Here is a 25,465-nt window from a genome sequence, read left to right as displayed (position 1 = left end):
TGTAGGAGCGCACTTGTGCGCGATTCCCGTCCATTACCTAAGTAATTCTACGGCCCGGTTCAGCCCCCACCCGGCAACGTGAGTAAATCCTCAATCTCCGGTGAGCCACCGACTCACCGCGTGAAGACGAGTCTTTCAGCAACCCGATGCTCGAATGGACCCCGACCTGGCGCGGCGGCAGAGGCCGCACGGGCGTCGAACGATCGCCACGTCATTACCGCTTATTCCGAGGAGAAACCCCATGCTTTATTGGGCCGTCGTGTTCTTTATCGTGGCGATCGTCGCCGCCATCTTTGGCTTCGGTGGCATTGCTGCCGGCGCCGCCAGCATCGCGAAGATCCTGTTCGTGGTCTTCCTGATCCTGTTCATCCTCTCGCTGCTGTTCGGCGGTCTGCGCCGCGGGCCGAGGTTGTAACGCCAGCCACTGAGCGACCCGATAGCGCCCCGGCCCAGGCCGGGGCGTTTCTCTGTGTGAGGAACCCACCATGCGCCGCATCGCCTTCATCGCCCTCGCCCCGCTTGTCTTCGCGTCCACCTACGCCGCGGAGTTCGCCAAGACCACCACGGCCGACGCCGACTTCGTCCGCCGCGCCAGCAGCGCGGGCCTCACCGAGGTGGCCTTGGGTAAGCTCGCCGCCGAACAGGCATCGAGCGATTCGGTGAAGAAATTCGCCGCCACGATGGTCGACGACCATACGAAGGCGAACGAGGCGCTGGGCAAGCTCGCGGGCACCAAGGGCCTGCAGCTGGCCGTGGCACCGGAACCCGCGCAGCAGCAGGAGATCGACCAGCTGAAGGGCCTCGATGGCGCGAAGTTCGATCGCGCCTATTCCGACGCGATGGTGCGCGACCACAAGCTCGCGACCGGGCTATACCAGCTGGAAGCCGACAAGGGCGAAGACCCAGAGATCCGCGACTGGGCGCGCGGGCAGTTGCCGGTGTTGAAGAAGCACGAGAAGCTTGCGGACGATTTGCCGCCGTTTTAAGCGCATCGCCTGCGAGCAGGCTCCCACAGGATCAAGAGCATCGCCCACGGGTGTGGGCTCCTACAGGATCAAGGGCATCGCCCACGGGTGTGGGCTCCTACAGGATCAAGAGCATCGCCCACGGGTGTGGGCTCCTACATCGGTGCGATAACTATGTAGGAGCCCACACCCGTGGGCGACGCTTCTTGTGGGAGCCTGCTTGCAGGCGATGGCGTGCCTCAGCGCAAATGCTCCGCAAGAAACGCCCGGGTCCGCGCATTCGCCCGCTCCGCATCCTCGGCATCGTAGTGATCCCCCTGCGGCCGCGCGAACGCATGGTTCCGCCCGGCGTACACATGGATCTCCACGTTCGGCTTATCGCCCAGCGCCGCCTTGATCTGTGTCCGCGCCGCTTCACTCATGAATTCATCGTTGCCGGCGAGGTGCATGAGCAGCGGGGTGGTGATGCCCTTGCCAGCGTCGAGGAATTCCTCGGTGCGCGCGCCGTAGTACTCCACCGCCGCATCGGTCTTTCCACGCGCGGCGGTGAGGAACGTGAGCAAGCCACCCAGGCAATAGCCCATCACGCCGACCTTGCCGCTCGCGCCCGGCAGCGCCCTCGCCGCGTCGATGGTCGCGACGATGTCATCGGTGGTCTTGCCCAGATCGAGCCTGCCGTAATACGCCAGCGCCTTCTGCCAGTCCGCTTCGCTGTGCTCCGAAAGCAGGATGCCCGGCTGGAACCGCCAGAACAGGTCCGGCGCCACGGCGATGAAGCCATCGCGCGCCAGGCCATCGGCGATGGAGCGGATGCCTTCGGTGACGCCGAAGATTTCCTGGATGACGATGACGACAGGCGCCAGCGTTTGTGCCGGCCTGGCCACGTACGCATCGAAGCAGCCATCGGGGGTGGTGACGGTGAGGTTCTGCGACACGAGGACTCCAGGATGGGGAAGGCCAGGCCACCCTACGAGTCAAACATGATGACTGCAATTAAACCTAGGGATGATTTGCTAGAAGCTTTGCGACTTGCGTGTTGTGATGAAGTGCCGCAACTACCATTCCACCCCGGTGTTGCGCCGGGGACCGCGTGGTTCCAACACCAATTGCAGATCGAGCGCGGCGATCAGCTTAAAGAGCGAGAAGATGGAGCATCTCTCCGGCGACGTCTCCATTGCCGAAACGGTCTTTTGGAGTAGACCGACATTCGCGCCGGCTTCGGCCTGGGTCATGCCGCGAAGCGTACGCTGGCTGCGAAGGGCAGCGGCGAGCTGATTCGGGAGGGTGATCGGTTGAGGCTTCATGGGTTTATACCTTAGAGGGTATAACCCAACTTTATACCTTACAGGGTATAAAACGCAAACATACCCTATAGGGTATGAAGCTCACCCACGCGGCACACGCACGACCGGCGCCTCGCCCTCGCCGAACAGCTCCTCGTTCGGCTGCGGCCCTACCCGGCGCTTGGGGCGGCGGGGGAAGGGCTTCACGTTGGTGGCGTGGCGGCTCTTGCCGATGACATCCAGCAGGAAGGCCACCACCTCGTCGCCGCGGCCGTGGAAGGCCAGCTCCACCGGGCGGCCGCCCAGGGTCTCGATGTGGGTCTCGAAAAACCACACCCACACCTGCTCGCGATCGGGCTCCATGAGCTCGGCGAGGGTGACGATGCGTCGGATGATTCCGTAATGCATGGCGGGAGGGGAACGCCTTTTGGGGAGCCTGCATGGTCTCGGGGGGCACATTGCCAGAACATTGCCGCCCGTGGGAGGGGCCCACTGTAGGATTTATCTGACATTGTGTGTTGGGCGGGGCCATGCGGGTACTCCTGGTAGAAGACGAAACCGAGCTGGCGGACGCCCTGCGGGCGGCCCTGCAACGCCATGGGCTGGTGATCGACGTGGCCCCCAACCTGCTCCAGGCCGGCGAGGCGCTGCGCCAGGGCGTCCACGACCTGGTGGTGCTCGACCGCCAGTTGCCCGACGGCGACGGGGTAAGCCTGATCCGCAAGGCCCGTGAGCACCTGCCGGGGGTGCCGGTCATCGTCCTCACGGCGCGGGGCTCCCTTCCCGACCGCATCGCGGGCCTGGACCAGGGCGCGGACGACTACCTCGTGAAGCCCTTCGAGGTGGAGGAGCTGCTGGCTCGCATCCGCGCCGTGTCGCGCCGGCAATCGCCGCGCGACGTGCCACGCGCCAACGTGGCCAACCTCTCGTTCGATTTCGGCGCCCACGAGGCCTCCATCGCCGGCACCACGCTGCGCCTGCCGCGGCGCCAGCTGCTGGTGCTCGAAGCGCTGTGCTTGCGCCACGGCCGCACCGTCTCGCGCAACGATCTCATTGAGGCCGTCTACGATTTCGACGACGAGATCCAGTCGAACGCGCTGGACGCGCACATCTCCAAGCTACGGCGCTCGCTGGATGACGCCGGCGCGGATGTGGATATCCACGTGATCCGCGGGGTGGGTTACCTGTTACGGGGCAAGGTGCATGGCAAAGTCAGGTAAGTCGCTGGCCTGGGGCCTGACGTGGAGCATCGTGCTGCCCCAGGCCGTGATCATGCTCGCGGGCCTGACGCTGCTGGGCATCCGCGTGCAGAACGACAGCGTCTCGTACATCGACCTGCCGCTGGTGCAGCACGTGGTCGATTCCTTCAAGCCGGGGGCCGATGGCGGCATCACGCTGGAGCCCAGCGAAAAGGTGCGCGAGCACATGGCCGAGCACCCCGGGATGTGGATCGTCGCCCGGGACGAGGCCGGCCACGCCTTCACCCACGGCAAGCCCCCGGCGAGCCTGCAGCCGTTGATCGACCGCCTGCCCCACCTCGCCAACTCGGAGATCCACGGCGCCACCGAACCGTTCGACGACACCATGAGCGTGCGCCGGGTGGAATGGCCCACCGGCTACCTGCACCTGATGGTGGGTGGCGCGCCGATGAGCAAGTCGAACGGGCTGGCCACGGTGATCGCCGCGTACCTCGGCATCACGCTGATGCTCCCGTGCATCATCGCGTCGCTGATCACCGTGCCGATCATGGTGCGGCGCTCGATGAAGATCGTGCGCCAGGTGGCGAAGCACGCCGACGCCATCGATGTGGAAAAGCGTGGCGCGCGCCTGGCCGACCAGACCGTGCCGCGCGAGGTGCAGCCGTTGGTGCGCGGCTTCAACGCGGCGCTTACCCGTGTCAGCGATGGGTACGATATCCGCGACCGCTTCCTCGCCAGCGCCGCGCACGAACTGCGCGCGCCCATCGCCATCCTCCGCGCGCGCATCGACGCCATGGACCCTGGCCCGGAACGCACGCGCCTCGTCGGTGACGTGGCCCGCCTGTGGAACCTTGCCGAGCAACTGCTCGACCTGCAGCGCTTCAACGGCGACGCGGCCGCGTGCCAGCGGCTCGACCTGGCGAAGCTCGCTTCCGATACCGTCGGCGATATCGCGCCCGTGGCTCTTGAGGCAGGCAATGAGATCGAGTTCAACGGCCCGCGTGCGCCCGTTTGGGTGCTCGGCGACGCCCTGGCCCTGTCGCGCGTGCTGATGAACCTGATCCAGAACGCGATGATGCATGCCGGTGACGAGGGCACGATCAGCGTGGCGGTGAACTCGCTGGGCGAAATGACAGTAAGCGACGAAGGCCACGGCGTGCCGCTGGAAGAACGCGACCGTATCTTCGAGCCGTTCTACCGCACGCGGCCCAGCAGCCGGGGCACCGGGCTGGGGCTGCACCTCGCACGGCAGGTGGTGGAACGCCACGGTGGTGGCATCGACGTGACCGATGGCGAGAAAGGCGGGGCGTGTTTTCGCGTGACCCTGCCGCTGGCGGATGCCTCGCGGCGATAGGGCATAGGCACAAGATTCACCCGGGCGAAAAAGGGCGCCACCGCCCATGCCCCACCCCTGCAGCCCGTTTGCCTGCCAACTGACCTTTTGCTACCGTCGCTGGGCGCGACCAGGGGGGCGAATTTTCATCTTTCGGGGTGGAGGTGGACCGTGACGACGAGCGCCACGCAGCGGGCCCAGCGCGCCGCCCACGGCTCTGACGACAGCGAGCCCAGCTGGTCGGACGCTTATGCCCGGTTTCTCTCCGGTTCGCTTTCGAATGCACAGAAGACGTTGCAGCTCTACCAGCAGTCGCTGGAGTGCGTCGCGTCCGGGCGATTGCCGCCGACGATCTTCCAGGAATACTACCCACGCTTCGTGCAGCGCCACGGCGCGGCGTACGGTGAACGCCTGTCGCAGCTTTTCGCCGGTTTCATGGGCAGGTTCGCCGAGTTGAACAAACGCAATGCGGCGTTCCCTGCCGATGGCGATGACGCGGTTCCACCGCCGGTGTTCGAGGCCGGCGACCCTGCGCGCTGGCTTGAACAGTATGCCGAGTACGCCGGCAAGCTCAACGCAAGGGCGGTCAAGGCCTACCGGCGGCAGCTGGACCAGGTCGCGGAAGGCGCGCTGTCCCCCGAAGATGCCCAGCGCAACGTTTCAGAGGATATGTCGCGCGGGCTTGAACATTCCCTGCGCGACGCCGGGCAGCTCTACCTTCAGCTGCTGCTGGAACTGGATGGCCTGCGCGGCCGTTTCGAGGGCGAGTACCTTGCCGGGATCCTCGCGCTTGCCGCGGACCCGTCGCAGGCGGAGGTAACGGCCGTCGTCCTGGAGGCGCCCGCAGGTGGCGTTGCATTCCAGTCATTTACCCTGGAAAACACCACCGACGCGCCGATGCCGGTGCGATACATGGCGACCGAGGTGCGTCGGATGGATGGCGTTGGCCAGGCCTTCGCACCCAAGGTGATGATCGCCCCGGAAGTGCTCGAGCTCGCGCCCGGCGAAGCGGCGACGATCAGGCTTTCCATGCCCCTGGAGGCCGATCGCTTCGAGGTAGGCATCCCCTACGTCGGCTTCCTGTACGTCATGGACGAAGGCGAGCGCCGGGTCGACCTGCAACTGCGGATCGTCGCGAGCGCGGCGGCCCCGAAGCAGGAAGGATGAGGGGGCGCCGGCATGACCCGCCCACGCGCCAGCAAGGGGTCAAGCGCGGCTCCGGAAAGCAGCCCCGCGCACGCGGAGCCGATCGCCATCGTCGGCATGCGCGGACGTTTTCCCGGCGCTAATACGCTCGACGAATACTGGAAGAACCTTGCCGCGGGCATCGAGTCGATCGCGGTGCTCGACCCCGAAGACATGCGCGCCGCAGGCGTGCCCGACCACATCTCGCGGTTGCCCGGCTATGTGAACGCATCGCCGGTACTGGACGACGTGGACAAGTTCGATGCGCAGTTCTTCGGATTCTCCGCGCGCGACGCCACGCTGACCGATCCGCAGCACCGGTTGTTCCTCGAAGCCGCATGGGAGGCACTGGAGGACGCCGGATACCACCCGGACGGATTCGAAAAGCCGATCGGCGTGTTTGGCGGCTGCGAGCAGAGCACCTATCTCTACAACCTTTACCAGAACCAGGAGGCCTTGAAGTACATCGACGGCATGCAGCTGATGGTGACCAATGACAAGGACCATCTATGCACCCAGGTGTCGTATCGGCTGGACCTGAAGGGCCCGAGCGTTGTCGTGCAGACGACGTGTTCGACCTCGCTGGTGGCGGTGTCGATGGCCTGCGAAAGCCTGCATAGCGGTCGTTGCGACATGGCCCTGGCCGGCGGGGTGACGGTCCGCGTTCCGCAGCGCGGAGGCTACTTCTACGCCGCCGGCTCGATCTTGTCGCCTGACGGGCACTGCAGGCCCTTCGATGCGAGCGCGCAAGGCACCATCGTCGGCAGCGGCGTGGGCCTGGTCGTGCTCAAGCGGCTGAGCGATGCGCTCCGCGACCGCGACAACATCCGTGCGGTGATCCTCGGGACGGGTATCAACAACGATGGCCACGACAAGGTCGGCTACACCGCGCCGAGCATCAAAGGGCAGTCCGCGGCGATCCGGGCTGCCTACCGCAGGGCGGGCATCTCTGCCGCGACGGTCGGCTATGTCGAGGCGCACGGCACCGGAACGATCCTCGGCGATCCGATCGAAATCACGGCGCTGACCGAGGTTTTCCGGGAAGCGAGCCAACGGCGCGGTTACTGCGGCATCGGTTCGGTGAAGTCGAACTTCGGGCATTTATCCTGTGCGGCAGGCGTCGCGGGCCTGATCAAGGCTGTCCTGACGATAGAGCGCGGGGCGATTCCGCCGACCGTGCATTACGCGTCGCCCAACCCTGCCATCGACCTTGCGGGGAGCCCGTTCTACGTGACGCGGGAGTTGACCCGGTGGGAACGAAACGGCACCCCACGGCGGGCCGGCGTGAGTTCGTTCGGTGTCGGCGGAACAAATGCCCACGTCGTGATCGAGGAGGCGCCGACGCCCGCCGAGGTCAAGGGCGCCCGGCCATGCCAGGCCGTGACGGTCTCCGCACGCAGCGAGCTGGCGCTTTCGACCGCCATGGAACGGCTGGCAGACCATCTGGAGCAGCATCCTGAGATCGAGCTTGCCGATGCCGCCGCCACGCTGCACCTGGGGCGGAGGGCGTTCGCCTTCCGCAAGGCCGTGGTCGCGGCGACGGAGGATCTCGCAGGTGCGATTTCCGGACTGAGAGCTGCGGCAAGGCAACCCGCCACGCCCTGCCCCGCCGGGCGCCCCGTCGTCTTTATGTTTCCCGGACAGGGCTCACAATATCCCGGCATGGCCAAGGGCTTGTATGACAGTGAGCCCGTCGTCCGCGAGGCCATCGATCGCTGCGCAAGGCATCTGAAGAAGGCGCTTGGCCAGGACATCAGGAAGGTCATCTTCCCGGCCAAGCGTTCCCGGGCCGATGCAGCAGAGGCACTCAAGGACACACGCTGGGCCCAGCCCGCGCTGTTCACCACCAGCTATGCGCTGGCGAAGCTATGGATGTCCTGGGGTGTCCATCCTTCCCTGATGATTGGCCACAGCGTCGGCGAGTATGTCGCGGCGACCCTTGCCGGCGTGATGACGCTCGAGGATGCGTTGCGCATTATCGCCACGCGCGGCCAGCTGATCTCCGCACTGCCGAGCGGGTCCATGCTCGGCGTGATGGCGGGCGAGGACGTGGTGGGCAGGTTCGCCAAGGGCAAGGTATCGCTTGCGGCGATCAACGCGCCTGGGTTCTCGGTGCTCTCCGGCCCCACCGAGGCGATTGCCAGGGTCGAGAAGGCGTTGGCGCGGGAATCGATTCCCGCCCGCCGGCTGCACACCTCCCACGCGTTCCATTCCTCGATGATGGATCCGATCCTTGCGCAGTTCCGCTCTGCGTTCGACGGCGTGGCGCTGCACGCGCCCAAGGCGCCCTACGTGGCAACGCTGGCGGGAACGCTTGCGGGCGACGATGTGGCACGGCCGGAGTACTGGATCGCACAGTTACGCCACGCGGTGCGCTTCGGCGACGGGCTGCGGACCATCGCCGAAGACGATGCATCCGCCGGTAAGGATCCGGCTTATATCGAGGTGGGCCCGGGCAACGCGCTGACGACGTTTGCCAGCGCCGCCGCCAAAGCGGCGGGCAGGAAGGTCGAGTGCGTGAATTCACTGCCGGCCGCGGAGAGCTCGACGCCGGATGTGCGGACCATGCTGGCGGCGTTGGCGAAGCTCTGGAGCATGGGCGTCAACGTGGATTGGCGCGGATTCCACGAGACCGAGCAGCGCAGGCGATTGAGCCTGCCGACCTATCCGTTCGCACGGGACAGCTACTGGGTGGGCGCGTTGCCCGACGCAAAGGCCAGGGTGGCAGCGCTGCGTGACACGTCGAAGTGGATGTACACGGCGACGTGGAAGGCCACGCCGGCCCTGACGCTGGAACCAGGCACCCTCGTCGGCAGGAAGATACTGGTCTTCGACGAAGCGCAGACGGCCGGCTCGGCGGTGGTCACTGCACTTCGGGCCGCGGGCGCGCATCCGATAACGGTGCGCCGGGGCGATCAATTCAAGGCGACGCGCGGCGGCTTCGTGATCAACCCGGCGCAGGTCGGCGACTATCACCGGCTGGCGGACAAGGTGTGTGCCGGCGACGACAAGCTGTCGGGCGTTGTGTATTGCTGGAACGCGACACCCCCGGCGGAGACGGCGCTGGACGATGCGGCGACCGTGGCCCTGCTGGGCCCGATGCAGCTGGCGCACGCGCTTAGCCGCCAGCAGACCGTGCGCCCACTGCCGTTGCTGTTCGTGGCGCGCGGAACCGCGTCGTTCGACCAGGAGGATCCCATCGATCCGGCGCGTGGCCTCGGTGCCGGGGTGGCGCGCGTGCTGCCGCAGGAACATCCCGGCTTGCGCGTTGCGCACGTGGACATCGATGCGGACACGACGGCGCCCGCGATGCTCGTGGCGGAACTGGCGGCAGGGCTATCGGATCCGGCCCTCGCCATGCGCAAGGGCCAGCGCTTCGTCGAGGCCTTCACCAGCGTCGCCACCAGGCCGCCGGGGCCACCGGTGGATCTGCCGGCGTCGCCGGTGGTGCTGATCACAGGCGGCCTCGGCCACATGGGACTCCATCTTGCCGAAGTGATGTTCGCTGGCATCGGCGCGCGGCTGGCGCTGGTCGGCCGGACGACGCTGCCGATTCCCACGGAATGGGCGGCCGCCAGCGAGGATGCGTCCGTCTCGGCAGACCAGCGGACGATGCTGAAGCGGCTTGCGGCGATGCGCGAAACACGCGACGACGTGATCGTGCTGCGAGCCGACCTGAACAAGGCATCCGATGTGATGGAGGCGGTCGACCTCGCGGTGCAACGCTTCGGCAAGATCGACATGGTGATCCACGGCGCGGCCCGCATCGATGCGGCTGCGTTCGCGTCGGCCGCCGACACCGGCATGGAGGTCGTGGAAGCGCAGTTCTCACCGAAGATCCGTGGTCTCTACCACGTGATGGCGGCGATGCAGGGCCGGGAACCGGCACGTTGGGTACTGCATTCGTCGGTCTCCGCCATCCTGGGCGGCCTTGGCCTTGCGGCGTACTCGGGCGTCAATGCGCTACTGGACTTGCTGGCCCTCAAGCACGGCAAGCGATGGCTGAGCATCGACTGGGATGCCTGGGACAACGCCGCCGAGGCGCAGAGTTCAAGCATCGCGACTGCCATCAACCCGCCGGAAGGGGGCGATGCATTGCTGCGCCTCCTGGCCTCGCCTGTCGGCTCGCGCGTAATCGTCGCGGTGAACCTCGAGGAGCGCCTGCAGGCATGGGTCCAGCACAAGCAGCCAACACCGACGGGTGGCGCGGGCACGGAGTTGCATCCGCGGCCGAGTCTCGCGACGACCTACACCGAGCCGCGGAATGACGTGGAACGAACGCTTGCCCAGATCTGGGGAAGCCAGCTGGGCATCGATGCGGTGGGCATCCACGACCGCTTCTTTGACCTGGGCGGGCACTCGTTGCTGGCGGCACAGGTCGCGGCGGAGATCTGCGAGCGCTTCCAGATCGAACTACCGGTGCTGAAGATTTTCCAGGCGCCCACGATCGGCGAGCTGGCCGTGATCGTCGCCAGGGCCCAGGCCGGCGAGGTGGACGACAAGGCGGCGGGGCTACCCTTTGAGCAACTGGAGGCCACGGAGCTCAAGGGCGATGCCCCGGGTGTCGCGGCCAAGCGGGGTTATCGTGACTTTTATGACGACGTGTCGCGGCGGCTGCGGCAATCAGGTGTCGGCGAGGCCTCGTTCTTCCTTAATTACGGGTATGTCAGCAAGGATGCCGGCGAGGATGAGTCGCGCACCAAGGTGCCGGAGCGGGTGTTCAATCGCAATTCGGTGCGGCTGGTGCACGAACTGATCGGCGCGACGGCGCTGAAGGGCAAGCACGTCCTCGATGTGGGTTGCGGGCGCGGCGGCATGGTGGCGCTGATGGCCGAGACGATGAAGGCCAAAGCCGTTGGCATGGACCTGTCGCCCGAGGCGATCGCCTTTTGCCGCGGCACGCATGTGAACGGCACCCGGTTCGAGGTCGGCGATTCCGAGAACATGCCGTTCAAGGAAGGCACGTTCGACATCGTCACCAACGTCGAGTCGTCGCATACCTACCCCAACCTGCGCGCGTTCTATGCCGAGGTGGCCCGCGTGATCCGGAAGGGCGGCGTGTTCCTCTACACGGACCTCCTGCCCGTGGAGCGATGGCTGGAGGTCCGCGCGATGCTGCCCCCGTTGGGATTCATCATCCTGGATGAGCGCGACATCACGCACAACGTCATTGCATCGTGCGACGAAGTGGCGGCCACGCGCGCGCAGGCGTTTGGCGGCCACGACGCGATGATCGACAACTTCCTGGCGGTACCAGGCTCCGCCGTCTACGAACAGATGGACAGCGGCGCCTGGCAGTACCGGATCTTGCGCGCGCGGCGCGCCTGACGGGTCAACAGCACCCGCACAGGCAGCTCACCTTGTGCGCCCGGCAATGGTCGGGCAGGACCGCGATCGCGATGATGAGCGGACGAATGAGGCAGCCGTCGGCGGCGAGTCGCGCGTAGCCCACCGTGCACGAGTCGACCGTACCACGGCCCTGGCGGGCGTCCGCGGCGAGGTTGGCGGCGGTGCCGACGCTGTTGCCCTGCCCGCAGTCGATGTCGACCGTCACCAGGAGATGTTTCTGGCTGCACGGACCCAGGGTGAGCGATGCGTCAGAGAGCGATGCTTTCCAGGGCAGTGCGCGTCCGCCATCGGTGGTGAACCCGCCGATCTGCAGGGTGATCTGGCGTTCGCGCCGCGAGTCATTGTCGAAGGTGATCGGCACCTTGCGCGTTTCGCCGCAGTAGGCGTACTCGACGACGTCGGCGCACTGGATGCAGCAGTTGCAGCTGCAATCCTCCTGTTCATGACAATGGCAGCCGCGTTGTCGAGACTGGGGCTGGGGCTGGTACAGGCTGGAGTAACCCGTGTTGAGGTTACTCATGAAATCGTCGTAGTCCATCATCCGCATGCGGCGGCTGTCGTGGCAGTAGCCGTAGAAAACTTCCGGGCCCTTGGCCGGTGCGGGGTCGTTGGCGTAGCGAGAGTACTGCATGATGGCACTCCTGGCGGAGAGGCGCGCGCGGCTACCTACCGATACGAACGCGAAGCCCCCGGTCGTCGCGCGTCACGGTAGGTTCGGATGGGGCGTCGCCATGCTGCCCGCAGCACGACGCGCCATGCGTTGGATGGTTCAACAGCGTTTCGTAGTTGCCCGAGGTGTTGAAACCAAACACCTCCACGCCCATGACGACAAACCCGAAGTGCTGCGAGTATGGCTGCTCCATGCGCATGGGCGGAAAGGGCGCGATTTTTATCGTCTGGCACGAATCCACGACCACCGGCTTGAGGTCGACGGCGGAGGTGGAGTTGGAGTTGCTTGTGACCGTCAGCGGCTCGATCTTCAGGCCGACATTGGCATCGCTATTCACCGTCGAGGTCGTGGTGATAGGCCCGATCTCGGGAATGCGGATGTTGTCCAGGTCGGCGTCGACGTGGATGGTCGAGCCGTCGTTGCCGAACTTGAACGTCCAGGGATTCGGGATGGAGGGAGTGGATCCGCCCTTGTTCATCTGCTGCTCTCCCTCTTTCGACCGTGGCTCGCCGCTTTGCGGCCATAGTTGGCGGTGGTGTAGATGTCGACCGATAGCGTTGCGTTGTACAGCTGGAGGTTCGCCCAGTAGTGGCGCATCGGCTTCAGCGTGGGTGGCAGGTCGAACTGGATCTCGACGGCAAGCTTCTGGCCGGGGTGCAGCACCATCGCCTGTCGCCGGGTGATGAGCATGCCGGGGGTCATGTCGCCCCATTTCAGCAGGATGCCCTTGACCATGGCTTCGACGGTCGACTTGTCGGAATCGTTGATCCCGGCAACCATCGCCGCGATCAGATCGTTCGAGTCGATGATCGGGGTTTCGCACACCTCGCCCGTGGGCAGGTCGACATTGCCGGCGTTCTCGACAACGAGCGTGCGCGTAAAACTGGCCGCACTTCCGGCCAGGAGCGTGATCTGCCCGGGACTCATCCGCAGGTCGACCACTTCCTCCACGAGCGCCTCGGCCGCCACCGTGGTATCGCCCACGGTGATCTCGAACGGGTGCTTGCCCGGAGGCGTGCTCGGATCGAGTGCGAACGTGCCGGGTACATGCGCCTGCTCGCCAGGCTGCAGCCTGGCATAGAACGGCATCGACGCCAGGGGTAGCCTGGCAGAGCCTTTTAACGACGATGAGGACACGCCGATGCTGCGCAGCTTGAGCTTCGCGTCGCTGGGATTGACCAGGGGAATCAGGCCGGTAAGTGCGTGCGGGGGGCCCGTAAAGAAGAGCGGCGTTTTAGGCACGCCGGCAAGCTGCAGCGAAGGTCGCCCCGCTTCATGGATAGGTGCCATGAACGACATGCCTCCCTGAAAGGACGCAACTTGACGTATAGCCCTTATACGTCGGGCACTTAGTGGTGTCAAATGCGGGGGGAAAGCACGAAGAATGGCGCGCCCGGAGGGATTCGAACCCCCGACCAATGGCTTCGGAAGCCACTACTCTATCCGGCTGAGCTACGGGCGCGTGCTTGAGCGGATCGGCATTGTAGCGGCATCAGGCCCGCGCCGCCATGGCGGGCTCGGCGCCTGACGCCACCGCCCGCAACGCCTCGCGGTAGCGGCGGCTGCATGGCAGCACGGTGCCATCGGCCATGTGCAGGCGGGCCTCGCCCGCATCGAGCGGTTCGATCGACGTGACCTGGGCCAGGCGCACCACGTAGCTGCGGTGGGCGCGCACGAATACCACCGGGTCGAGCCGTGCCTCGAGCGCCGCCAGCGTGCTGCGTAGCGGGTAGTCGCGGCCACGCACGCGCAGGTTCACGTAGTTGCCGGCCGCCTGGGCCCACTCGATGTCGGCGGTGGCCACGAGGAAATCGCGGCCCAGCTTGCGGACGAGGAAACGCTCGGGCCGGTCCACCGGCTCCACCGGGGCGGCTTCATCGTCCGGCTCGGCCAGCAGGCTGGCTTCGCCCACCACCTGGCGGCCGAACCACTCCACGGCATGGCACAGGGCCACGATGAAGAAGAACGTGCGCACGTCCTTCAGGTATTCGTAGACGAACTGCAGCACGAGGCCGCCCGGGTCGAAGGCATCACCGCCCAGGGCGTAGGCCGCCATGCGCAGCAGGTCCATGCCGGCCACGTGCCCTGCGCACCACAGCACGCTGGCCGCCACGTAATACGGCAGGTAGCGGCGCCAGGTATCGGCATGCAGCGGCCAGCGGTCGCAGGCCATGAGCAGGAAGGGGATGAGCGCCAGCGAGACGAGCGGGCTGCTGAACTCGTTCACCACGATGTGCCAGGTTTCGAAGGGCACGTGGTAGCGGATGGCGTCGATGCGCGTGGTGAGCGTGTTGCCGATGGCGGCGGTGCCGAAGACCACGGCCCAGAACAGCAGCATCACGACGCGGCGGCGCCGGTGGGCGGCGGCAAGGTGCTGGCCGGGGGCGGTGGGGGTGCGGTCCATGCGGGGAGTTTAAGCCTGGGGCTAGGGGGTCGCCCACCGGGGTGGGCTCCTACATGGGCGAAAAAAGGGGCCCGTGGGGCCCCTTTTCCTCTTGCTTATTTGGCCTTGTAGAGCTGGCCGATCCAGTCGGGCTTGCTGGTGTCGCGCTCGAGGTGCGGGTACTTCAGGCCGTCGTGGTATTCGATCTTGACGGTCTTGTAGCTGTCGAAGTTCTTCACCAGCAGCTCGATCGGGGCGGCGGTGCCCTTCGCGGCCGTGACGGCGTCCTTCAGTGCGTCGCCATCGAACTCCTTGCCGTTGACGGCGACGATGTGCATGCCCGGCGACAGGCCGGCGTTGAAGGCGGGGCCATCCCAGCGCACGTCGGCGATATCGCCCTTGGCCGACACCGAGAAGCCCGCCGAGTAGGTGAGGTCGGTGAAGTGGCGACGCGCTTCGAACGCCTTGACCGCGTCGGAGGGCTTGTCGTTGTAGACCAGCGTCCAGCCGCCGCGCTCGATGCCCTCGAGGTCGCCCTTGTGGCCATCGACGCGCTCGCGCAGGTACTTGGCCCAGTCGTACGGGGCAATGCCGTTCAGCGTCGAGACCACGTCCTCGAACGTGTAGGCGTTGACGTTCCACTCGCCGTCCTTCATGCCGAAGAACGCCTTGGCGAAATCATCCAGCGAACGCTTGTTCTTGGTGAGCTCGCGCAGGCGGGTGTCGACGTCCAGCCAGATCATCTGGCCGCCCGAATAGTAATCCTCGCTCATCTGGTAGTTGCGGTACGAGAGCGGGCGGCGCTGGGCGATCGTCGGGTCGTTGGTGGTGTCCTGGATGTTGCGCCAGGCCAGGCCCGGGCGGCCCTTGTCGTAGGTGGCGGCAACGAGGGCGAGCAGGTCGCGCGCCTGGTCCTGCGAGACGAGGCCCGAACGCGCCGCGACGACGTTGCCCCAGAACTGGGTCTGGCCCTCGTACACCCACAGCAGGCTGTCGCCCATCGGGGTGTTGAGGTTGGGCATGTCGGAATCGGCGCCACGGCGGTACTTGCCGTCCCACGAGTGGTTGTACTCGTGCGCCAGCAGGTCGCGGCCCAGCCAGCTCTTGTCCCACTCGGTGAAGTAGTTGGGCGAGGCGCTGTTTTCCGACGAGCGGTGGTGCTCCAGGCCGATGCCGCCGAGCTTGTCGGTGAGCGCCAGCAGGAAGTCGTAATGGTTGTAGTGGCGCGCGCCGTACAGCTTGTCCATCTGCTTGACGAGGTTGCGGTGGATCTCGAGCGCTTCCGGCTTGATCTCCAGCGACTTCGCGTTGTCGGCGATGATGTTGAGGTGCACCGGCGAGCGGCCGTTCGGGTCCAGGTCCACGCGCTTGAAGTAGCGGCCGGCGAAGATCGGCGAATCGACCAGGTTGTCGAAGTCGATGTTCTTGAAGGTGACGGTATCGCCATCCTTGCTGGCCTGTTCCAGCGCCGTGCCGAACTGGAAGCCCGCCGGGAACTTCACCGACGGCTCGACCTGGATCTTGTCGGTGCGGTAGCCGGCCGGGTACAGGGCCACGTGGTTCCACTCGACGTTGACCATGTCCGGGGTCATGACGATGCGGCCCTGGCGCGTATCCTGCGGCGTGAGCGTCTGGAACTCGAGGTCGACCGACGAGGCGCCGGCCGGCACGTCCACGTGGAAGGCGTAGACGTTGTATTCGTCACGGACCCACTCGAGCCGCTGGCCATTGGCCTTCACGACGAGGCCCGCGAACTGGTCGATGGGGCCGGTGGGCGAGTGGTGGCCCGGGATCCACTCCGGGAACAGCAGGGTGAGCTTGCCGGGCTGCGCCGGCACCGTTTCCTTGACCCGCAGGATGCGGTGGTCGAGGTCGGTGGCATCGACGGCGACCTTGACGGTGCCGTTGAACGGGCCGTCCTGGACGGGGGGGACGCTGTCCGCGGCGAACGCGGCCGAGGCGCCGATACCAGCCAGGGCGGCCAGCAGCGCGGAAGCAAGAAGGGTGGATTTCACTGGGTTCTCCCGTGGAGCGTGTAGGTCGCCGGGCGATCCCTGCGGGCGAGTGGGGGCGCGCGGTCCCCTGCGGTCCGCGCAAGTCCCCGATCCTAAACGCGGTGGCCCGGGGCCACCCCATGCCAGAGGTCACGGGGCGGGCCCTGCACAAACGTGAAGACGGCCATTGAGAAAATTCGTGGAAAAATACGTAAAGGATTCGTAAAATCGCCGTGCCCATGAAAGGGGCTCGCCGGCACAGGGGCCGGCCGACGTCAAGGAACAGGGACTCGCATGAAAAAGGCTCGTATCTCGATGGCCACGGCCATCGCGCTTGCGCTCAGCTCATTCTCGGCCGTTTCCGCGGCCGACACCGGCATCTTCGTCCGCGTCAGTGGCGGTAACAGCCACTACGACATCAAGGACGCCAGCGGCTACGACAAGACAGACCACACGCTTAGCGGGGTCGTCGGCTGGCGCTGGATCACTGACCATCCGTTCGCGTTTGGCGTCGAAGCCGGATATATCGATCTCGGCAAACTCTCGTATTCCGAAACCACCCACTACGACGTGGCGTGGATTGGCAATCCGGGCATCGACGAGACCACTAATGCGAAATACAACGCCAAGGGCCTGCTCGCTGGCGTCAACGCCAAGTGGAACCTCGACGGCCGCGTGACGATCACTGCACGCGTCGGTGCCGTGAACACGCGCACCAGTGCCCGGGTGAGTGGCTACGTCATCTATAACGGCGTGACCACCACCTACCCTGGGGACGAAGTGCATCAGTCCGATACGGGCATTTACGGTGGCCTTGGCGTCGGCTACGACTTCAACCGGCACTTCGGCATGTCGCTTACCTACGACCATTACCGGTTCAAGGCAGGCAGCTCGATCGTGGGCTCGGCAAAAGTGAACGTCGGCGTTTTCGGCGTGGCGGCTGAAGTCCGCTTCTAAATCAATACATCCAGGGATCCAGGGTTTTACAATGCATAAGCTTGCTCTCCTGGTGGCCACGGCCGCCGCACTCTCGTTCGCCTCGTCCGGCGCCAGCGCCGCCACCCATGATGGCGCCTTCGTGGCCGTCAATGGCGGCAACTCGCACTTCGACGTGAGCCACACCAACTTCGACGACAGCAGCGACACCGCCATCGGCGGTATGGTCGGCTACCGCTGGGTGGTCGACCGCCCGTTCGCCATCGGCGTCGAAGGCGGCTTCGTCGACCTCGGCAACATGAGCTGGAAGGACCAGGTCAAGTTCGGCAACATCACCGATTCGGCCACGGGCAAGTACAAGGCCAAGGCGCTGCTCATCGGTGCCAACGGCAAGTGGGACCTGCCCAACGGCTTCACCATCACCGCCCACGGCGGCATCGCGCACTCCAAGATCGAATACAGCGTCAACGAGTACGTGAACCCGCCCATCGACGGCTACACCCCGTACCATGGCAAGGTGGATTCGAACGACAACGCCGTGTACGGGGGCCTCGGCTTTGGCTACGACTTCAACGCGAACGTCGGCATCACGGTGAACTACGACCACTACGCGCTGAAGGCGGAAGACGTGAATGGCGACAAGCGCACGGTGAACATCGGCGTCTTTGGCGTGCAGGCGGAGTACCGCTTCTGATCGACCTGCCTGCCACCGGGACGTGATGCAGTTCACATCAAGCTGCCATGGCAGGCAACACGAAACACCCGTAAAATCCGGCGGGCCCGCTCAGGGCCCGTCGGCAACGGAGTCGGCGGTCCAACAAGGATCCAGGGACTCTCCATGCAAAAGGTTCTGCTTTCGGCGGCTGTCGCCGCCACGCTTTCGCTCGCTTCGTTCGCCGCCGCCGCGGTCACCCAGCAGGGTGCTTTCATCAACGTCACCGGCGGCCAGTCGCGCTACGACATCAGCCACTCCCATTTCAGCGACAAGACCGATAGCGCCGCGGGTATCCAGGCGGGCTACCGCTGGGTGGTCGACCGCCCGTTCGCCATCGGCGTGGAGGTCGGCTACGCCAACCTCGGCAACATGACGGCGCACGAGCCCTCGCTCACCTCGGGCATCTACAGCGTCGACTACCGCGCCAAGTTCAAGGGCGAAGTGCTTACCGTGGGCGCCAACGGCAAGTGGGACTTGCCCCACGGGTTCACCATCACGGCCCGCGCGGGCGTGGCGCATTCGCGCAGCAAATACAACGAGGATTACATCTACACCTCGCCTGTCGCCACGACGCAGGAATACCACACGCGCAACCAGTCGACCGACAACGGCATCTACGGTGGCCTGGGCTTCGGTTACGACTTCAACGAGAACATCGGCCTCACGCTGGTGTACGACCACTACGCCCTGAAGGCTCAGGACGTCACCGGTGACAAGCGCACGGTGAACGTCGGCGTCACCGGCCTGAACCTCGAATACCGCTTCTGGTAAGCCCCATCGTGGTGCAAGCAGGGAAACGGCCGCGCTAGCGGCCGTTTTCATTTGGACGCCTATACCCCTATACAACCTTGCGGTTGTTCGCTATAACCGGAACCACGTGCTGCGACGCAGCACCCAAGGGATTCCGAACGGAAGCATCGATTCGCCACCCGCCCGCGGCCTCGCCAGCCGGGCCGGACGGGTGCACCCAGGGGTTTTTCCATCGACGCCACGACGGGGCCGTGCCGCGGCCCCGCAGGCCGCCTTGCGCCCGAAAAACGTACCGAGGAGATGTTTTGCCATGCCCAGCCGTACCGCCTGCCCCCAACGCATCGCGCTCGCCGTGGCCACCGCCCTGGCCCTGGCCACGCCCGGGGCCTTTGCCCAGTCGACCACCGGCAGCCTCTTCGGCCAGGCACCCGCCACGCCGGGGCAGACCGTCGTGATCACCAGCGACACCGGCCTCAGCCGCGAGGTGCCCGTGGACGACCGCGGCCGCTACAGCGCCGGCCAGCTGCCGCTGGGCAACTACACCGTCAGCCTGCGCGCGAACGGCGCCACGGTGGATACGCGCAGCAACATCGTGCTCAAGGTGGGCGCCGGCACCGAGGTCTCGTTCGTGGGCAAGGCCACCGACGCGCAGGACCTTTCCGGCATGACGGTCTCGGCCTCGGCGCTGGCCAAGATCGACGTCTCCAGCATCGATTCGCGCACCGTCGTCACCTCCGAGCAGCTGGCCAAGCTACCCCTGGGGCGCAATTCGGAGGCCATCGCCCTGCTCGCGCCGGGCGTGGTGAACAACGGCGGTAACTTCAAGGGCGCCACCGGTAACTCACTGGTGAGCTTCGGTGGTTCCGCCGCTTCGGAGAACGCCTACTACGTGAACGGCTTCGCCACCACCGACCCGCTGCAGGGCTTCGGCGGCCTGTCGCTGCCCTACGGCGCGATCGAGCAGCAGGAGGTTTACACCGGCGGCTACAGCGCGCAGTACGGCCGCTCCGACGGCGGCGTGATCAACGTGGTAGGCAAACGCGGTACCAACGAATGGCACTTCGGCGCGCAGGTGTTGTGGGAACCAGCGTTCGCCCGCGCCGCCCAGCGCAACCGCTATTTCGAGAACGGCCTGCCCGCCTCGCCGCGCGCCGGCAACCTCTATGCCCCCGATAGTGAGAACGGCAGCGACAGCACCACCGTCAGCGCCTACGCCGGCGGCCCGCTGATCAAGGACAAGCTGTTCGTGTTCGTGGCCGCCGAGTACGAGCGCCAGGAAGGCAACACCGTGAACCCGGTAAGCGGCTACACCAGCACCAAGCCCTACGTGGATTACCGCTACAACTCGCCACGCTGGTACGGCAAGCTCGACTGGAACATCACCGACAACCACATCCTTGAGCTCACCGGCGCGTCGGACAAGTACGAGACCGCCGGCAATATCTACGATTACAACTACGCCACGCGCACGCGTCTTGGCCGCATCGGCTCCGACGACGATACCAAGAGCGGTGGCGACCTGTGGACGGCGAAGTACACGGGCTACATCACCGACGACCTGACGGTGAGCGCGCAGTACGGCAAGCTGCACACCACCGCGTACGATGCGCCGGGCGGCTACGATCCGTCGATCACCTACGTCGACGGCATCGTCAACCAGAACCCCGCGTTGAACGGTGGCTCGCCGCGGGGCAACGCGCAGACGGTGGCGAGCCTCATACCCGCGGGCAAGGGCAACCGCACCACCAATACGCGCATCGACATCACGTACAAGCTCGGTGACCACACGATCACCGCCGGCATGGATAACCAGACCGCCACCGCGATCGACCAGGGCTCGGTCACCTCCGGCCCCGGCGGGTATTCGTGGACCTACGGCCAGGGCGACCCGAACACGCCGATCTCCACGGGCCTGGGCGTACCGGCCACCGGTGGCTTCCCCAACGGCGCGGGCGGCTACTACGTCATCCAGAACATCAACAGCAGCCTCGCCACTGTCCGCTCGACCCAGCGCGCGCAGTACATCGAGGACAAGTGGCAGGTCAGCGACCGCTGGCTGCTTTCCTTCGGCATCCGCAACGACCAGTTCAAGAACTACAACGCCGATGGCGATGCCTTCATCACCCAGCACAAGCCGCAATGGGCACCACGCCTGGGCGCGAGCTGGGACGTGAATGGCGACGCGAGCTTCAAGGTGTACGCCAACGCGGGCCGCTATTACCTCGGCCTGCCCCTGAATCCCGCGCTCAATGCCGCGGGTGGCGCGCTCACCACCTCGCAGTACTTCACCTATGGCGGCATCGCCGCCGACGGCACGCCGACGGGCCTCACGGCCATCTCGGTGCCGGTGGCCGCCAACAACACCTTCGGCCAGCTACCCGACCCGAAGACCGTGACCACCAAGGGCCTGAAATCGGAATACCAGGACGAATTCATCCTGGGCTTCACCAAGACCCTCGGCACCGACTGGGTGTACGGCGCCAAGGCGACCCAGCGCATCCTGCGCAACGCCATCGACGATTACTGCGACATCGACCTGGTGCTCGCCAAGGCCCAGTCGCTTGGCTACAACGTGACCACCGACAGCAACCCGGTCAGCTGCTGGCTGTTCAACCCCGGCAAGGCCAACACGTTCAACCTGGTGGATACCTCGGGCAATTACGTGAGCGTGCCGCTGAACAACAAGGAGTTCGGCTTCCAGGGCCTGAAGCGGCGCTACTACGGGCTGGAGACCTTCCTCGAGCATCCCTTCGCCGATAGCTGGTACGGCAAGCTGAGCTACACGTTCTCGCGCAGCTACGGCAACACCGAAGGCCAGCTGCGCTCGGACCTGTTCCGCGAATCCCGCGGCACCGGCCAGACCGCCGTATCGACCACCCAGGACTGGGATAACAGCTACATCATGGTCAATACCAACGGGGTGCAGAACAACGATCACAAGCACCAGCTGAAGTTCTTCGGCTATTACCAGTTCACGCAAGAGTGGCTGGTGAGCGGCAACCTGAGCCTCATCTCCGGCGCGCCCAAACCCTGCCTCGGCTATTTCGGGGAAGACCGCACCGACCCGGCCGGCTACGGTAACAGCTACCACTTCTGCTACGGCGAACCCTCGCCGCCCGGCAGCCACGGCCGCCTGCCCTGGATCCGCCAGCTCGACCTCGGCGTCACCTACCGCCCCGCCTTCGCCGCCTCGCGCCTGGGCTTCAACCTCAACGTGTTCAACGTTACCAACGAACAGAAGGTGCTGGCCATCTTCCCCAACAGCGAATCGAGCCCGAACCTGCGCAACCCGCTCTACGGCACGCCCACCGCCATGCAGCAGCCTCGGTATGTTCGGCTGAGCGTTAACTACGATTACTAACCCCCAGGATCCGACCCACGTAGGAGCTCACTAGTGAGCGACAGCCTTTCGCGAAGAGTTAGGACTTTCTGTTGATCTTTCGCGAGAAGCTGTCGCCCACCAGTGGGCTCCTACATCGGTGGCGGTGGCTATGACCGTAGTTATGAACGAGCCGGAATCTTCAACCCCCGCTCCACCCCCGGCCGCGACGTGCCACGCTCCAGCCACGCGATGACATTCCCGAACTGGTCGAACTCCACCAGCTCCCGCGCGCCATAGAACGTCACCAGGTTATTCACCCAACCCAGCGTCGCGATATCCGCGATGGTGTATTCATCGCCAACGATCCAGTCCTGCCCCGCCAGCTGCTTGTCGAGCACGCCAAGCAGGCGCTTCGATTCATCGACATACCGCTGCAGCGGCCGCTTGTCTTCCCATTCGCGCCCGGCGAACTTGTGGAAGAAGCCCACCTGGCCAAACATCGGGCCAATACCCGCCATCTGGAAAAACACCCACTGGATGGTTTCCCACTTCTTCGCCGGGTCCTTGGGCAGGAACTTGCCGGTCTTCTCGGCCAGGTAAAGCAGGATGGCGCCGGATTCGAACAGGCCGATGGCTTCGCCGCCCGGGCCGTTCGGGTCGATCATGGCCGGGATCTTGCCATTCGGGTTAAGCGACTCGAATTCCGGCAGCTTGCTCTCGTTCTTCATGATGTCGACGAGGTGCACCTCGTAGGGGATGCCAAGCTCCTCCAGCATGATCGACGCCTTCACCCCATTCGGCGTGGGCAGCGAATACAGCTGGATGCGGTCCGGGTGCTTCGCCGGCCAGCGGGCGGTGATGGGGAAGAGGTCAAGATCGGCCATGGGGCATCCTTGGGGTTGGGAGGAGGCATACACTACTCCCAACCTGCCACGGAGATCGCCATGACCGCGTATATCGCCCTCCTCCGCGCCGTGAACGTCGGCGGCACCGGCAAGCTGCCCATGGCCGAGCTGAAGGCCATGTGCGAAGACGAAGGGTTCCTCTCGGTGAAGACCTACATCGCCAGTGGCAATGTCGTCTTTACTTCGAAGCTGAAGGAGAAGGCGGTAAAAGCCGCTCTCGAAGCCCGGCTGGCCGAGTACGCCGGTAAGCCCGTCGGCGTCATGGTCCGCACCGCCGCCGAAATGGCCGCCGTGCTCGCCGCCAACCCTTTCCCCGGCGCCCCAGGCAACCGCGTCGTTGCCGTCTTCCTCGATAGCGCCCCGCCCAAGGACACCGTGGCCAGCGCGCGCCACCAGACCACCGAAGAAATCCGCCTGGGCAAACGCGAAATCTACGTCCGCTACGACGATGGCATGGCGTCATCAAAGCTAGTCATCCCCGCCGCCAAGACCGGCACGGGGCGGAACATCAACACGGTGGCAAAACTCGCCGAAATGGCCGCCGCCCTGTAGGAGCGCGCTTGCGCGCGATGGGATAGCGAAGAAGCAACCGCTCCACTTACCCATCAGCCTCACCGACCAAAGGCACGGGCTCGCCGCCAGCAAGGTCAAGCCTCGCCAGAAGCCGACTCGCAAACTGAAGGCTTCACAAGCATCCTACCGAAACCGCTAAGAAATCTTTTGCAAGGCATCAGCGGGTATGCCGATGCACTCTATCGTTCGACCAACTTCATCGCAGAACTCAACCTCGTACGCGGTTATGGGATCATTGTAGACGTCCAGGACCGTCCCCTTCGCGCCCTTCTTCAGAAGATGCTCGTCGAAGTCGCGAGTCAGAATAACTACGTCGAACAATTTGATAGGCATGCCTGCTCACCTCTCCACGACGACGGACTAATCACTCAGCTAGATGACAGGAATTTAGTGCTCGATCCTTATCCAGAGTATCGCCATCGAGAACAGTCCCGCACCAACCAATGCCAAAGGTACGAGAGGGGTGAAGAGCGCGCCGAGAAAGATGTCGATTCCTTTACTCCATCCCGTTCCCTCGCAAAAACAGAAGATCATGAGCAAGAGCATCCCGATTACGCCTGCAAAGAACGCGGCGCAGTACGTCGTTGGTGACGGCTTTTCGTTCGACAACTGATTCGTGAGCGACCCTAGAACGGCGGACCAGAATTCATCGATCACTGACCTATATCCTTCCAAGCTTGGCTTTCTATGATTTCGCTCGCTGCGCGATTCGAACTATTTCAGATGATGAAGTTATTTGCCTGACCGCATTAAACGATGTGTTGCGGCGCACCTAGTGCGACCTTCTGGGCCGTGGCGAAGGCAAGTTTCTGATGATCATGGCGATCACAGCAGACACGGCTCCGCCCTTACACGCAATAGGGATGCCAATCATCAGGTCGAAATCGATGCCTTCTAGCAAGCAAGATATCCAACCAAGCATCAAAGCGGCAGTTGACATGACGACAAAGAAGAGGCTTCCAACTGCAAGAGTTATAAATACGCGCATCAGTTCCTAGCGTCGCCCCTGGATCCATTCGATAGCGATTTTTTTTATCGGCACCAACGGCGAAGAGCTCCAGGGAACCCCAGTAGCAGCGAATAGTGACGATAGTTCCTCAAAGAACGGTCCACTGACAGTGTTATCCCGCTGATGGCTTATCCTGTGCCTTGCAACTAATGAGCGACAAGAATCCGTACCGCAAAGATCCCAGTCGAACCATACCGGATCAACGACCGGCGAAAACGGATCATTGCTAGCAAGCCTCTCCGCGTATGGCTTATAGATCTCCGCTCGATCACCGGCTTCTCGCTCTTCACCCGCGGGAGCAATCAGTCCCGCACTGAGTAGGCGATAGACCGTGTCAACTGCGTGCTGCCATCGATCCCTCTGATCAACGTCGGCAACAAGCCAGCTGAGGAACGAGTCTGCGTAGTAGCAATCATGCGCGATCAAGAGAATCCACTCTTGAAGCCTCAAGCTGCAGCAGCGAAAGATAGACATTGAATGCCAGCCGCAGTGTTCACACATACGAATTTCCGTTTAATCGCAGCCCTAATCTATCGCACCGCCTTGCCGTTACAGGGAATGCAATAACCGCAGCGACAGATTTGCTCTCAGCGACGACTTCGCAAGCGCGGAAGGAAGGCGGCTATGGCAAAGCACGTGCCACCAGTACCCGCACCAGCGATCGATGCTTGCTTTAGTAGAAACAGCATATTTTCAGCATCGAAATCACCACCATAGAGAAGCGTTGCCAGAAGCCCTCCAACGCCTACAATACTGAACGAGACAGCAAACATCGAGGATGTGAGAATTATGTATGCTTTCCAAGCAGTCATTACTCCACCTTACGCTCCTTATGCTTATCACCGTTACCTGCGCCCAACCTCAAAATAATTGGTTCATCGCGGATTACCGGGG

General features: G+C 64.5%; 23 protein-coding genes and 1 tRNA gene. 11 read left to right on the top strand and 13 right to left on the bottom strand.

Going from position 1 to position 25,465, the window contains the following annotated elements:
- Window positions 1–241: 241 nt before the first annotated feature.
- Both VI08_RS21520 and VI08_RS18515 read left to right on the top strand, forming a co-directional pair.
- Window positions 242–415, top strand: coding sequence for a DUF1328 family protein (locus VI08_RS21520; RefSeq protein ID WP_045831119.1), 174 nt, complete (start codon window positions 242–244; stop codon window positions 413–415).
- 70 nt (window positions 416–485) lie between these two features.
- Window positions 486–986 (top strand): DUF4142 domain-containing protein, encoded by a 501-nt coding sequence (locus VI08_RS18515; protein WP_052698055.1) that lies wholly within the window; start codon window positions 486–488, stop codon window positions 984–986.
- 218 nt (window positions 987–1,204) lie between these two features.
- Here the strand turns inward: VI08_RS18515 and VI08_RS18510 are convergent, their stop codons facing one another.
- The 3 genes from VI08_RS18510 to VI08_RS18500 all read right to left on the bottom strand — a co-directional run bounded on the left by VI08_RS18510 (window position 1,205) and on the right by VI08_RS18500 (window position 2,656).
- On the bottom strand, window positions 1,205–1,900 hold the full coding sequence (locus VI08_RS18510) for a dienelactone hydrolase family protein (protein ID WP_045831118.1): 696 nt from the start codon (window positions 1,898–1,900) through the stop codon (window positions 1,205–1,207).
- Between the two features lie 120 nt (window positions 1,901–2,020).
- Window positions 2,021–2,269, bottom strand: coding sequence for a helix-turn-helix domain-containing protein (locus VI08_RS18505; RefSeq protein ID WP_045831117.1), 249 nt, complete (start codon window positions 2,267–2,269; stop codon window positions 2,021–2,023).
- An 81-nt stretch (window positions 2,270–2,350) separates the two neighbouring features.
- Window positions 2,351–2,656 (bottom strand): hypothetical protein, encoded by a 306-nt coding sequence (locus VI08_RS18500; protein ID WP_045831116.1) that lies wholly within the window; start codon window positions 2,654–2,656, stop codon window positions 2,351–2,353.
- A gap of 122 nt (window positions 2,657–2,778) precedes the next feature.
- On the opposite strand from VI08_RS18500, the gene VI08_RS18495 reads away from it, so the two are divergent.
- The 4 genes from VI08_RS18495 to VI08_RS18480 all read left to right on the top strand — a co-directional run bounded on the left by VI08_RS18495 (window position 2,779) and on the right by VI08_RS18480 (window position 11,293).
- Window positions 2,779–3,468 carry a response regulator transcription factor gene (locus tag VI08_RS18495; RefSeq protein WP_045831115.1) on the top strand — a complete coding sequence of 230 codons (690 nt, stop codon included), beginning with the start codon at window positions 2,779–2,781 and terminating at the stop codon, window positions 3,466–3,468.
- Entirely contained in the window at window positions 3,452–4,801 is a 1,350-nt protein-coding gene (locus VI08_RS18490) for a sensor histidine kinase (protein WP_045831114.1), read from the top strand. The genes VI08_RS18495 and VI08_RS18490 overlap by 17 nt, the downstream gene beginning before the upstream one ends.
- A 150-nt stretch (window positions 4,802–4,951) precedes the next feature.
- Entirely contained in the window at window positions 4,952–5,947 is a 996-nt protein-coding gene (locus VI08_RS18485; RefSeq protein ID WP_157006924.1) for a hypothetical protein, read from the top strand.
- 12 nt (window positions 5,948–5,959) lie between these two features.
- Window positions 5,960–11,293 carry a type I polyketide synthase gene (locus VI08_RS18480; RefSeq protein WP_052698054.1) on the top strand — a complete coding sequence of 1,778 codons (5,334 nt, stop codon included), beginning with the start codon at window positions 5,960–5,962 and terminating at the stop codon, window positions 11,291–11,293.
- Window positions 11,294–11,297: 4 nt separating this feature from the next.
- Here VI08_RS18480 and VI08_RS18475 read toward each other — a convergent pair whose 3' ends face one another.
- The 6 genes from VI08_RS18475 to VI08_RS18450 form a co-directional block, all read right to left on the bottom strand.
- Window positions 11,298–11,945, bottom strand: coding sequence for a hypothetical protein (locus VI08_RS18475; RefSeq protein ID WP_045831112.1), 648 nt, complete (start codon window positions 11,943–11,945; stop codon window positions 11,298–11,300).
- Window positions 11,946–11,976: 31 nt separating this feature from the next.
- Window positions 11,977–12,462, bottom strand: a complete 486-nt coding sequence (locus VI08_RS18470) for a hypothetical protein (RefSeq protein ID WP_045831111.1) — start codon at window positions 12,460–12,462, stop codon at window positions 11,977–11,979.
- Complete coding sequence (locus tag VI08_RS18465) at window positions 12,459–13,283, bottom strand: hypothetical protein (protein ID WP_198149003.1); 825 nt, start codon at window positions 13,281–13,283, stop codon at window positions 12,459–12,461. Before VI08_RS18465 ends, VI08_RS18470 begins: the two co-directional genes overlap by 4 nt.
- Window positions 13,284–13,369: 86 nt before the next feature.
- Window positions 13,370–13,446 (bottom strand) — tRNA-Arg (locus tag VI08_RS18460).
- Window positions 13,447–13,476: 30 nt separating this feature from the next.
- The gene (locus VI08_RS18455; RefSeq protein ID WP_232309596.1) at window positions 13,477–14,388 is read right to left on the bottom strand and encodes a LytTR family DNA-binding domain-containing protein; all 912 of its coding nucleotides are present in this window, start codon (window positions 14,386–14,388) and stop codon (window positions 13,477–13,479) included.
- Between the two features lie 95 nt (window positions 14,389–14,483).
- The gene (locus VI08_RS18450; RefSeq protein ID WP_045831109.1) at window positions 14,484–16,382 is read right to left on the bottom strand and encodes a M61 family metallopeptidase; all 1,899 of its coding nucleotides are present in this window, start codon (window positions 16,380–16,382) and stop codon (window positions 14,484–14,486) included.
- Between the two features lie 273 nt (window positions 16,383–16,655).
- Between VI08_RS18450 and VI08_RS18445 the strand changes: the two genes are divergently transcribed.
- The 4 genes from VI08_RS18445 (at window position 16,656) to VI08_RS18430 (ending at window position 22,123) form a co-directional block, all read left to right on the top strand.
- The gene (locus tag VI08_RS18445; protein ID WP_084621612.1) at window positions 16,656–17,318 is read left to right on the top strand and encodes an outer membrane beta-barrel protein; all 663 of its coding nucleotides are present in this window, start codon (window positions 16,656–16,658) and stop codon (window positions 17,316–17,318) included.
- 31 nt (window positions 17,319–17,349) lie between these two features.
- Window positions 17,350–17,991, top strand: a complete 642-nt coding sequence (locus VI08_RS18440; protein ID WP_045831107.1) for an outer membrane protein — start codon at window positions 17,350–17,352, stop codon at window positions 17,989–17,991.
- A gap of 144 nt (window positions 17,992–18,135) precedes the next feature.
- A complete protein-coding gene (locus VI08_RS18435; RefSeq protein ID WP_045831106.1) occupies window positions 18,136–18,783 on the top strand; it encodes an outer membrane protein in 648 nt (215 codons plus the stop codon).
- 289 nt (window positions 18,784–19,072) lie between these two features.
- Window positions 19,073–22,123, top strand: coding sequence for a TonB-dependent receptor (locus tag VI08_RS18430; protein ID WP_045831105.1), 3,051 nt, complete (start codon window positions 19,073–19,075; stop codon window positions 22,121–22,123).
- A 140-nt stretch (window positions 22,124–22,263) separates the two neighbouring features.
- Here VI08_RS18430 and VI08_RS18425 read toward each other — a convergent pair whose 3' ends face one another.
- Window positions 22,264–22,968, bottom strand: coding sequence for a glutathione S-transferase N-terminal domain-containing protein (locus VI08_RS18425; RefSeq protein ID WP_045831104.1), 705 nt, complete (start codon window positions 22,966–22,968; stop codon window positions 22,264–22,266).
- Between the two features lie 60 nt (window positions 22,969–23,028).
- Here VI08_RS18425 and VI08_RS18420 point away from each other — a divergent pair, with 60 nt between their 5' ends.
- Window positions 23,029–23,541 carry a DUF1697 domain-containing protein gene (locus VI08_RS18420; RefSeq protein ID WP_045831103.1) on the top strand — a complete coding sequence of 171 codons (513 nt, stop codon included), beginning with the start codon at window positions 23,029–23,031 and terminating at the stop codon, window positions 23,539–23,541.
- 156 nt (window positions 23,542–23,697) lie between these two features.
- On the opposite strand, the gene VI08_RS22620 is transcribed toward VI08_RS18420, so the two are convergent.
- The 3 genes from VI08_RS22620 to VI08_RS21875 all read right to left on the bottom strand — a co-directional run bounded on the left by VI08_RS22620 (window position 23,698) and on the right by VI08_RS21875 (window position 25,383).
- Entirely contained in the window at window positions 23,698–23,895 is a 198-nt protein-coding gene (locus VI08_RS22620) for a DUF4926 domain-containing protein (RefSeq protein WP_045831102.1), read from the bottom strand.
- Between the two features lie 54 nt (window positions 23,896–23,949).
- Window positions 23,950–24,219 (bottom strand): hypothetical protein, encoded by a 270-nt coding sequence (locus tag VI08_RS22615; protein ID WP_045831101.1) that lies wholly within the window; start codon window positions 24,217–24,219, stop codon window positions 23,950–23,952.
- A gap of 939 nt (window positions 24,220–25,158) precedes the next feature.
- Window positions 25,159–25,383 (bottom strand): hypothetical protein, encoded by a 225-nt coding sequence (locus VI08_RS21875; protein ID WP_157006919.1) that lies wholly within the window; start codon window positions 25,381–25,383, stop codon window positions 25,159–25,161.
- Window positions 25,384–25,465: the final 82 nt, after the last annotated feature.

This window comes from Luteibacter yeojuensis (genome assembly GCF_000964085.1).
GTDB classification, from domain to species: domain Bacteria; phylum Pseudomonadota; class Gammaproteobacteria; order Xanthomonadales; family Rhodanobacteraceae; genus Luteibacter; species Luteibacter yeojuensis_A.
This window is presented reverse-complemented; position numbering and strand designations above follow the sequence as displayed.

What these genes read in the sequence shown, in the direction of transcription:
- VI08_RS21520 (WP_045831119.1), top strand. Translation starts at nt 242, where the DNA reads ATGCTTTATTGGGCCGTCGTGTTCTTTATCGTGGCGATCGTCGCCGCC.
- VI08_RS18515 (WP_052698055.1), top strand. Translation starts at nt 486, where the DNA reads ATGCGCCGCATCGCCTTCATCGCCCTCGCCCCGCTTGTCTTCGCGTCC.
- VI08_RS18505 (WP_045831117.1), bottom strand. Translation starts at nt 2,269, where the DNA reads ATGAAGCCTCAACCGATCACCCTCCCGAATCAGCTCGCCGCTGCCCTT.
- VI08_RS18500 (WP_045831116.1), bottom strand. Translation starts at nt 2,656, where the DNA reads ATGCATTACGGAATCATCCGACGCATCGTCACCCTCGCCGAGCTCATG.
- VI08_RS18495 (WP_045831115.1), top strand. Translation starts at nt 2,779, where the DNA reads ATGCGGGTACTCCTGGTAGAAGACGAAACCGAGCTGGCGGACGCCCTG.
- VI08_RS18490 (WP_045831114.1), top strand. Translation starts at nt 3,452, where the DNA reads ATGGCAAAGTCAGGTAAGTCGCTGGCCTGGGGCCTGACGTGGAGCATC.
- VI08_RS18480 (WP_052698054.1), top strand. Translation starts at nt 5,960, where the DNA reads ATGACCCGCCCACGCGCCAGCAAGGGGTCAAGCGCGGCTCCGGAAAGC.
- VI08_RS18475 (WP_045831112.1), bottom strand. Translation starts at nt 11,945, where the DNA reads ATGCAGTACTCTCGCTACGCCAACGACCCCGCACCGGCCAAGGGCCCG.
- VI08_RS18470 (WP_045831111.1), bottom strand. Translation starts at nt 12,462, where the DNA reads ATGAACAAGGGCGGATCCACTCCCTCCATCCCGAATCCCTGGACGTTC.
- VI08_RS18465 (WP_198149003.1), bottom strand. Translation starts at nt 13,283, where the DNA reads ATGTCGTTCATGGCACCTATCCATGAAGCGGGGCGACCTTCGCTGCAG.
- VI08_RS18455 (WP_232309596.1), bottom strand. Translation starts at nt 14,388, where the DNA reads ATGGACCGCACCCCCACCGCCCCCGGCCAGCACCTTGCCGCCGCCCAC.
- VI08_RS18445 (WP_084621612.1), top strand. Translation starts at nt 16,656, where the DNA reads ATGAAAAAGGCTCGTATCTCGATGGCCACGGCCATCGCGCTTGCGCTC.
- VI08_RS18440 (WP_045831107.1), top strand. Translation starts at nt 17,350, where the DNA reads ATGCATAAGCTTGCTCTCCTGGTGGCCACGGCCGCCGCACTCTCGTTC.
- VI08_RS18435 (WP_045831106.1), top strand. Translation starts at nt 18,136, where the DNA reads ATGCAAAAGGTTCTGCTTTCGGCGGCTGTCGCCGCCACGCTTTCGCTC.
- VI08_RS18430 (WP_045831105.1), top strand. Translation starts at nt 19,073, where the DNA reads ATGCCCAGCCGTACCGCCTGCCCCCAACGCATCGCGCTCGCCGTGGCC.
- VI08_RS18425 (WP_045831104.1), bottom strand. Translation starts at nt 22,968, where the DNA reads ATGGCCGATCTTGACCTCTTCCCCATCACCGCCCGCTGGCCGGCGAAG.
- VI08_RS18420 (WP_045831103.1), top strand. Translation starts at nt 23,029, where the DNA reads ATGACCGCGTATATCGCCCTCCTCCGCGCCGTGAACGTCGGCGGCACC.
- VI08_RS22620 (WP_045831102.1), bottom strand. Translation starts at nt 23,895, where the DNA reads ATGCCTATCAAATTGTTCGACGTAGTTATTCTGACTCGCGACTTCGAC.
- VI08_RS21875 (WP_157006919.1), bottom strand. Translation starts at nt 25,383, where the DNA reads ATGACTGCTTGGAAAGCATACATAATTCTCACATCCTCGATGTTTGCT.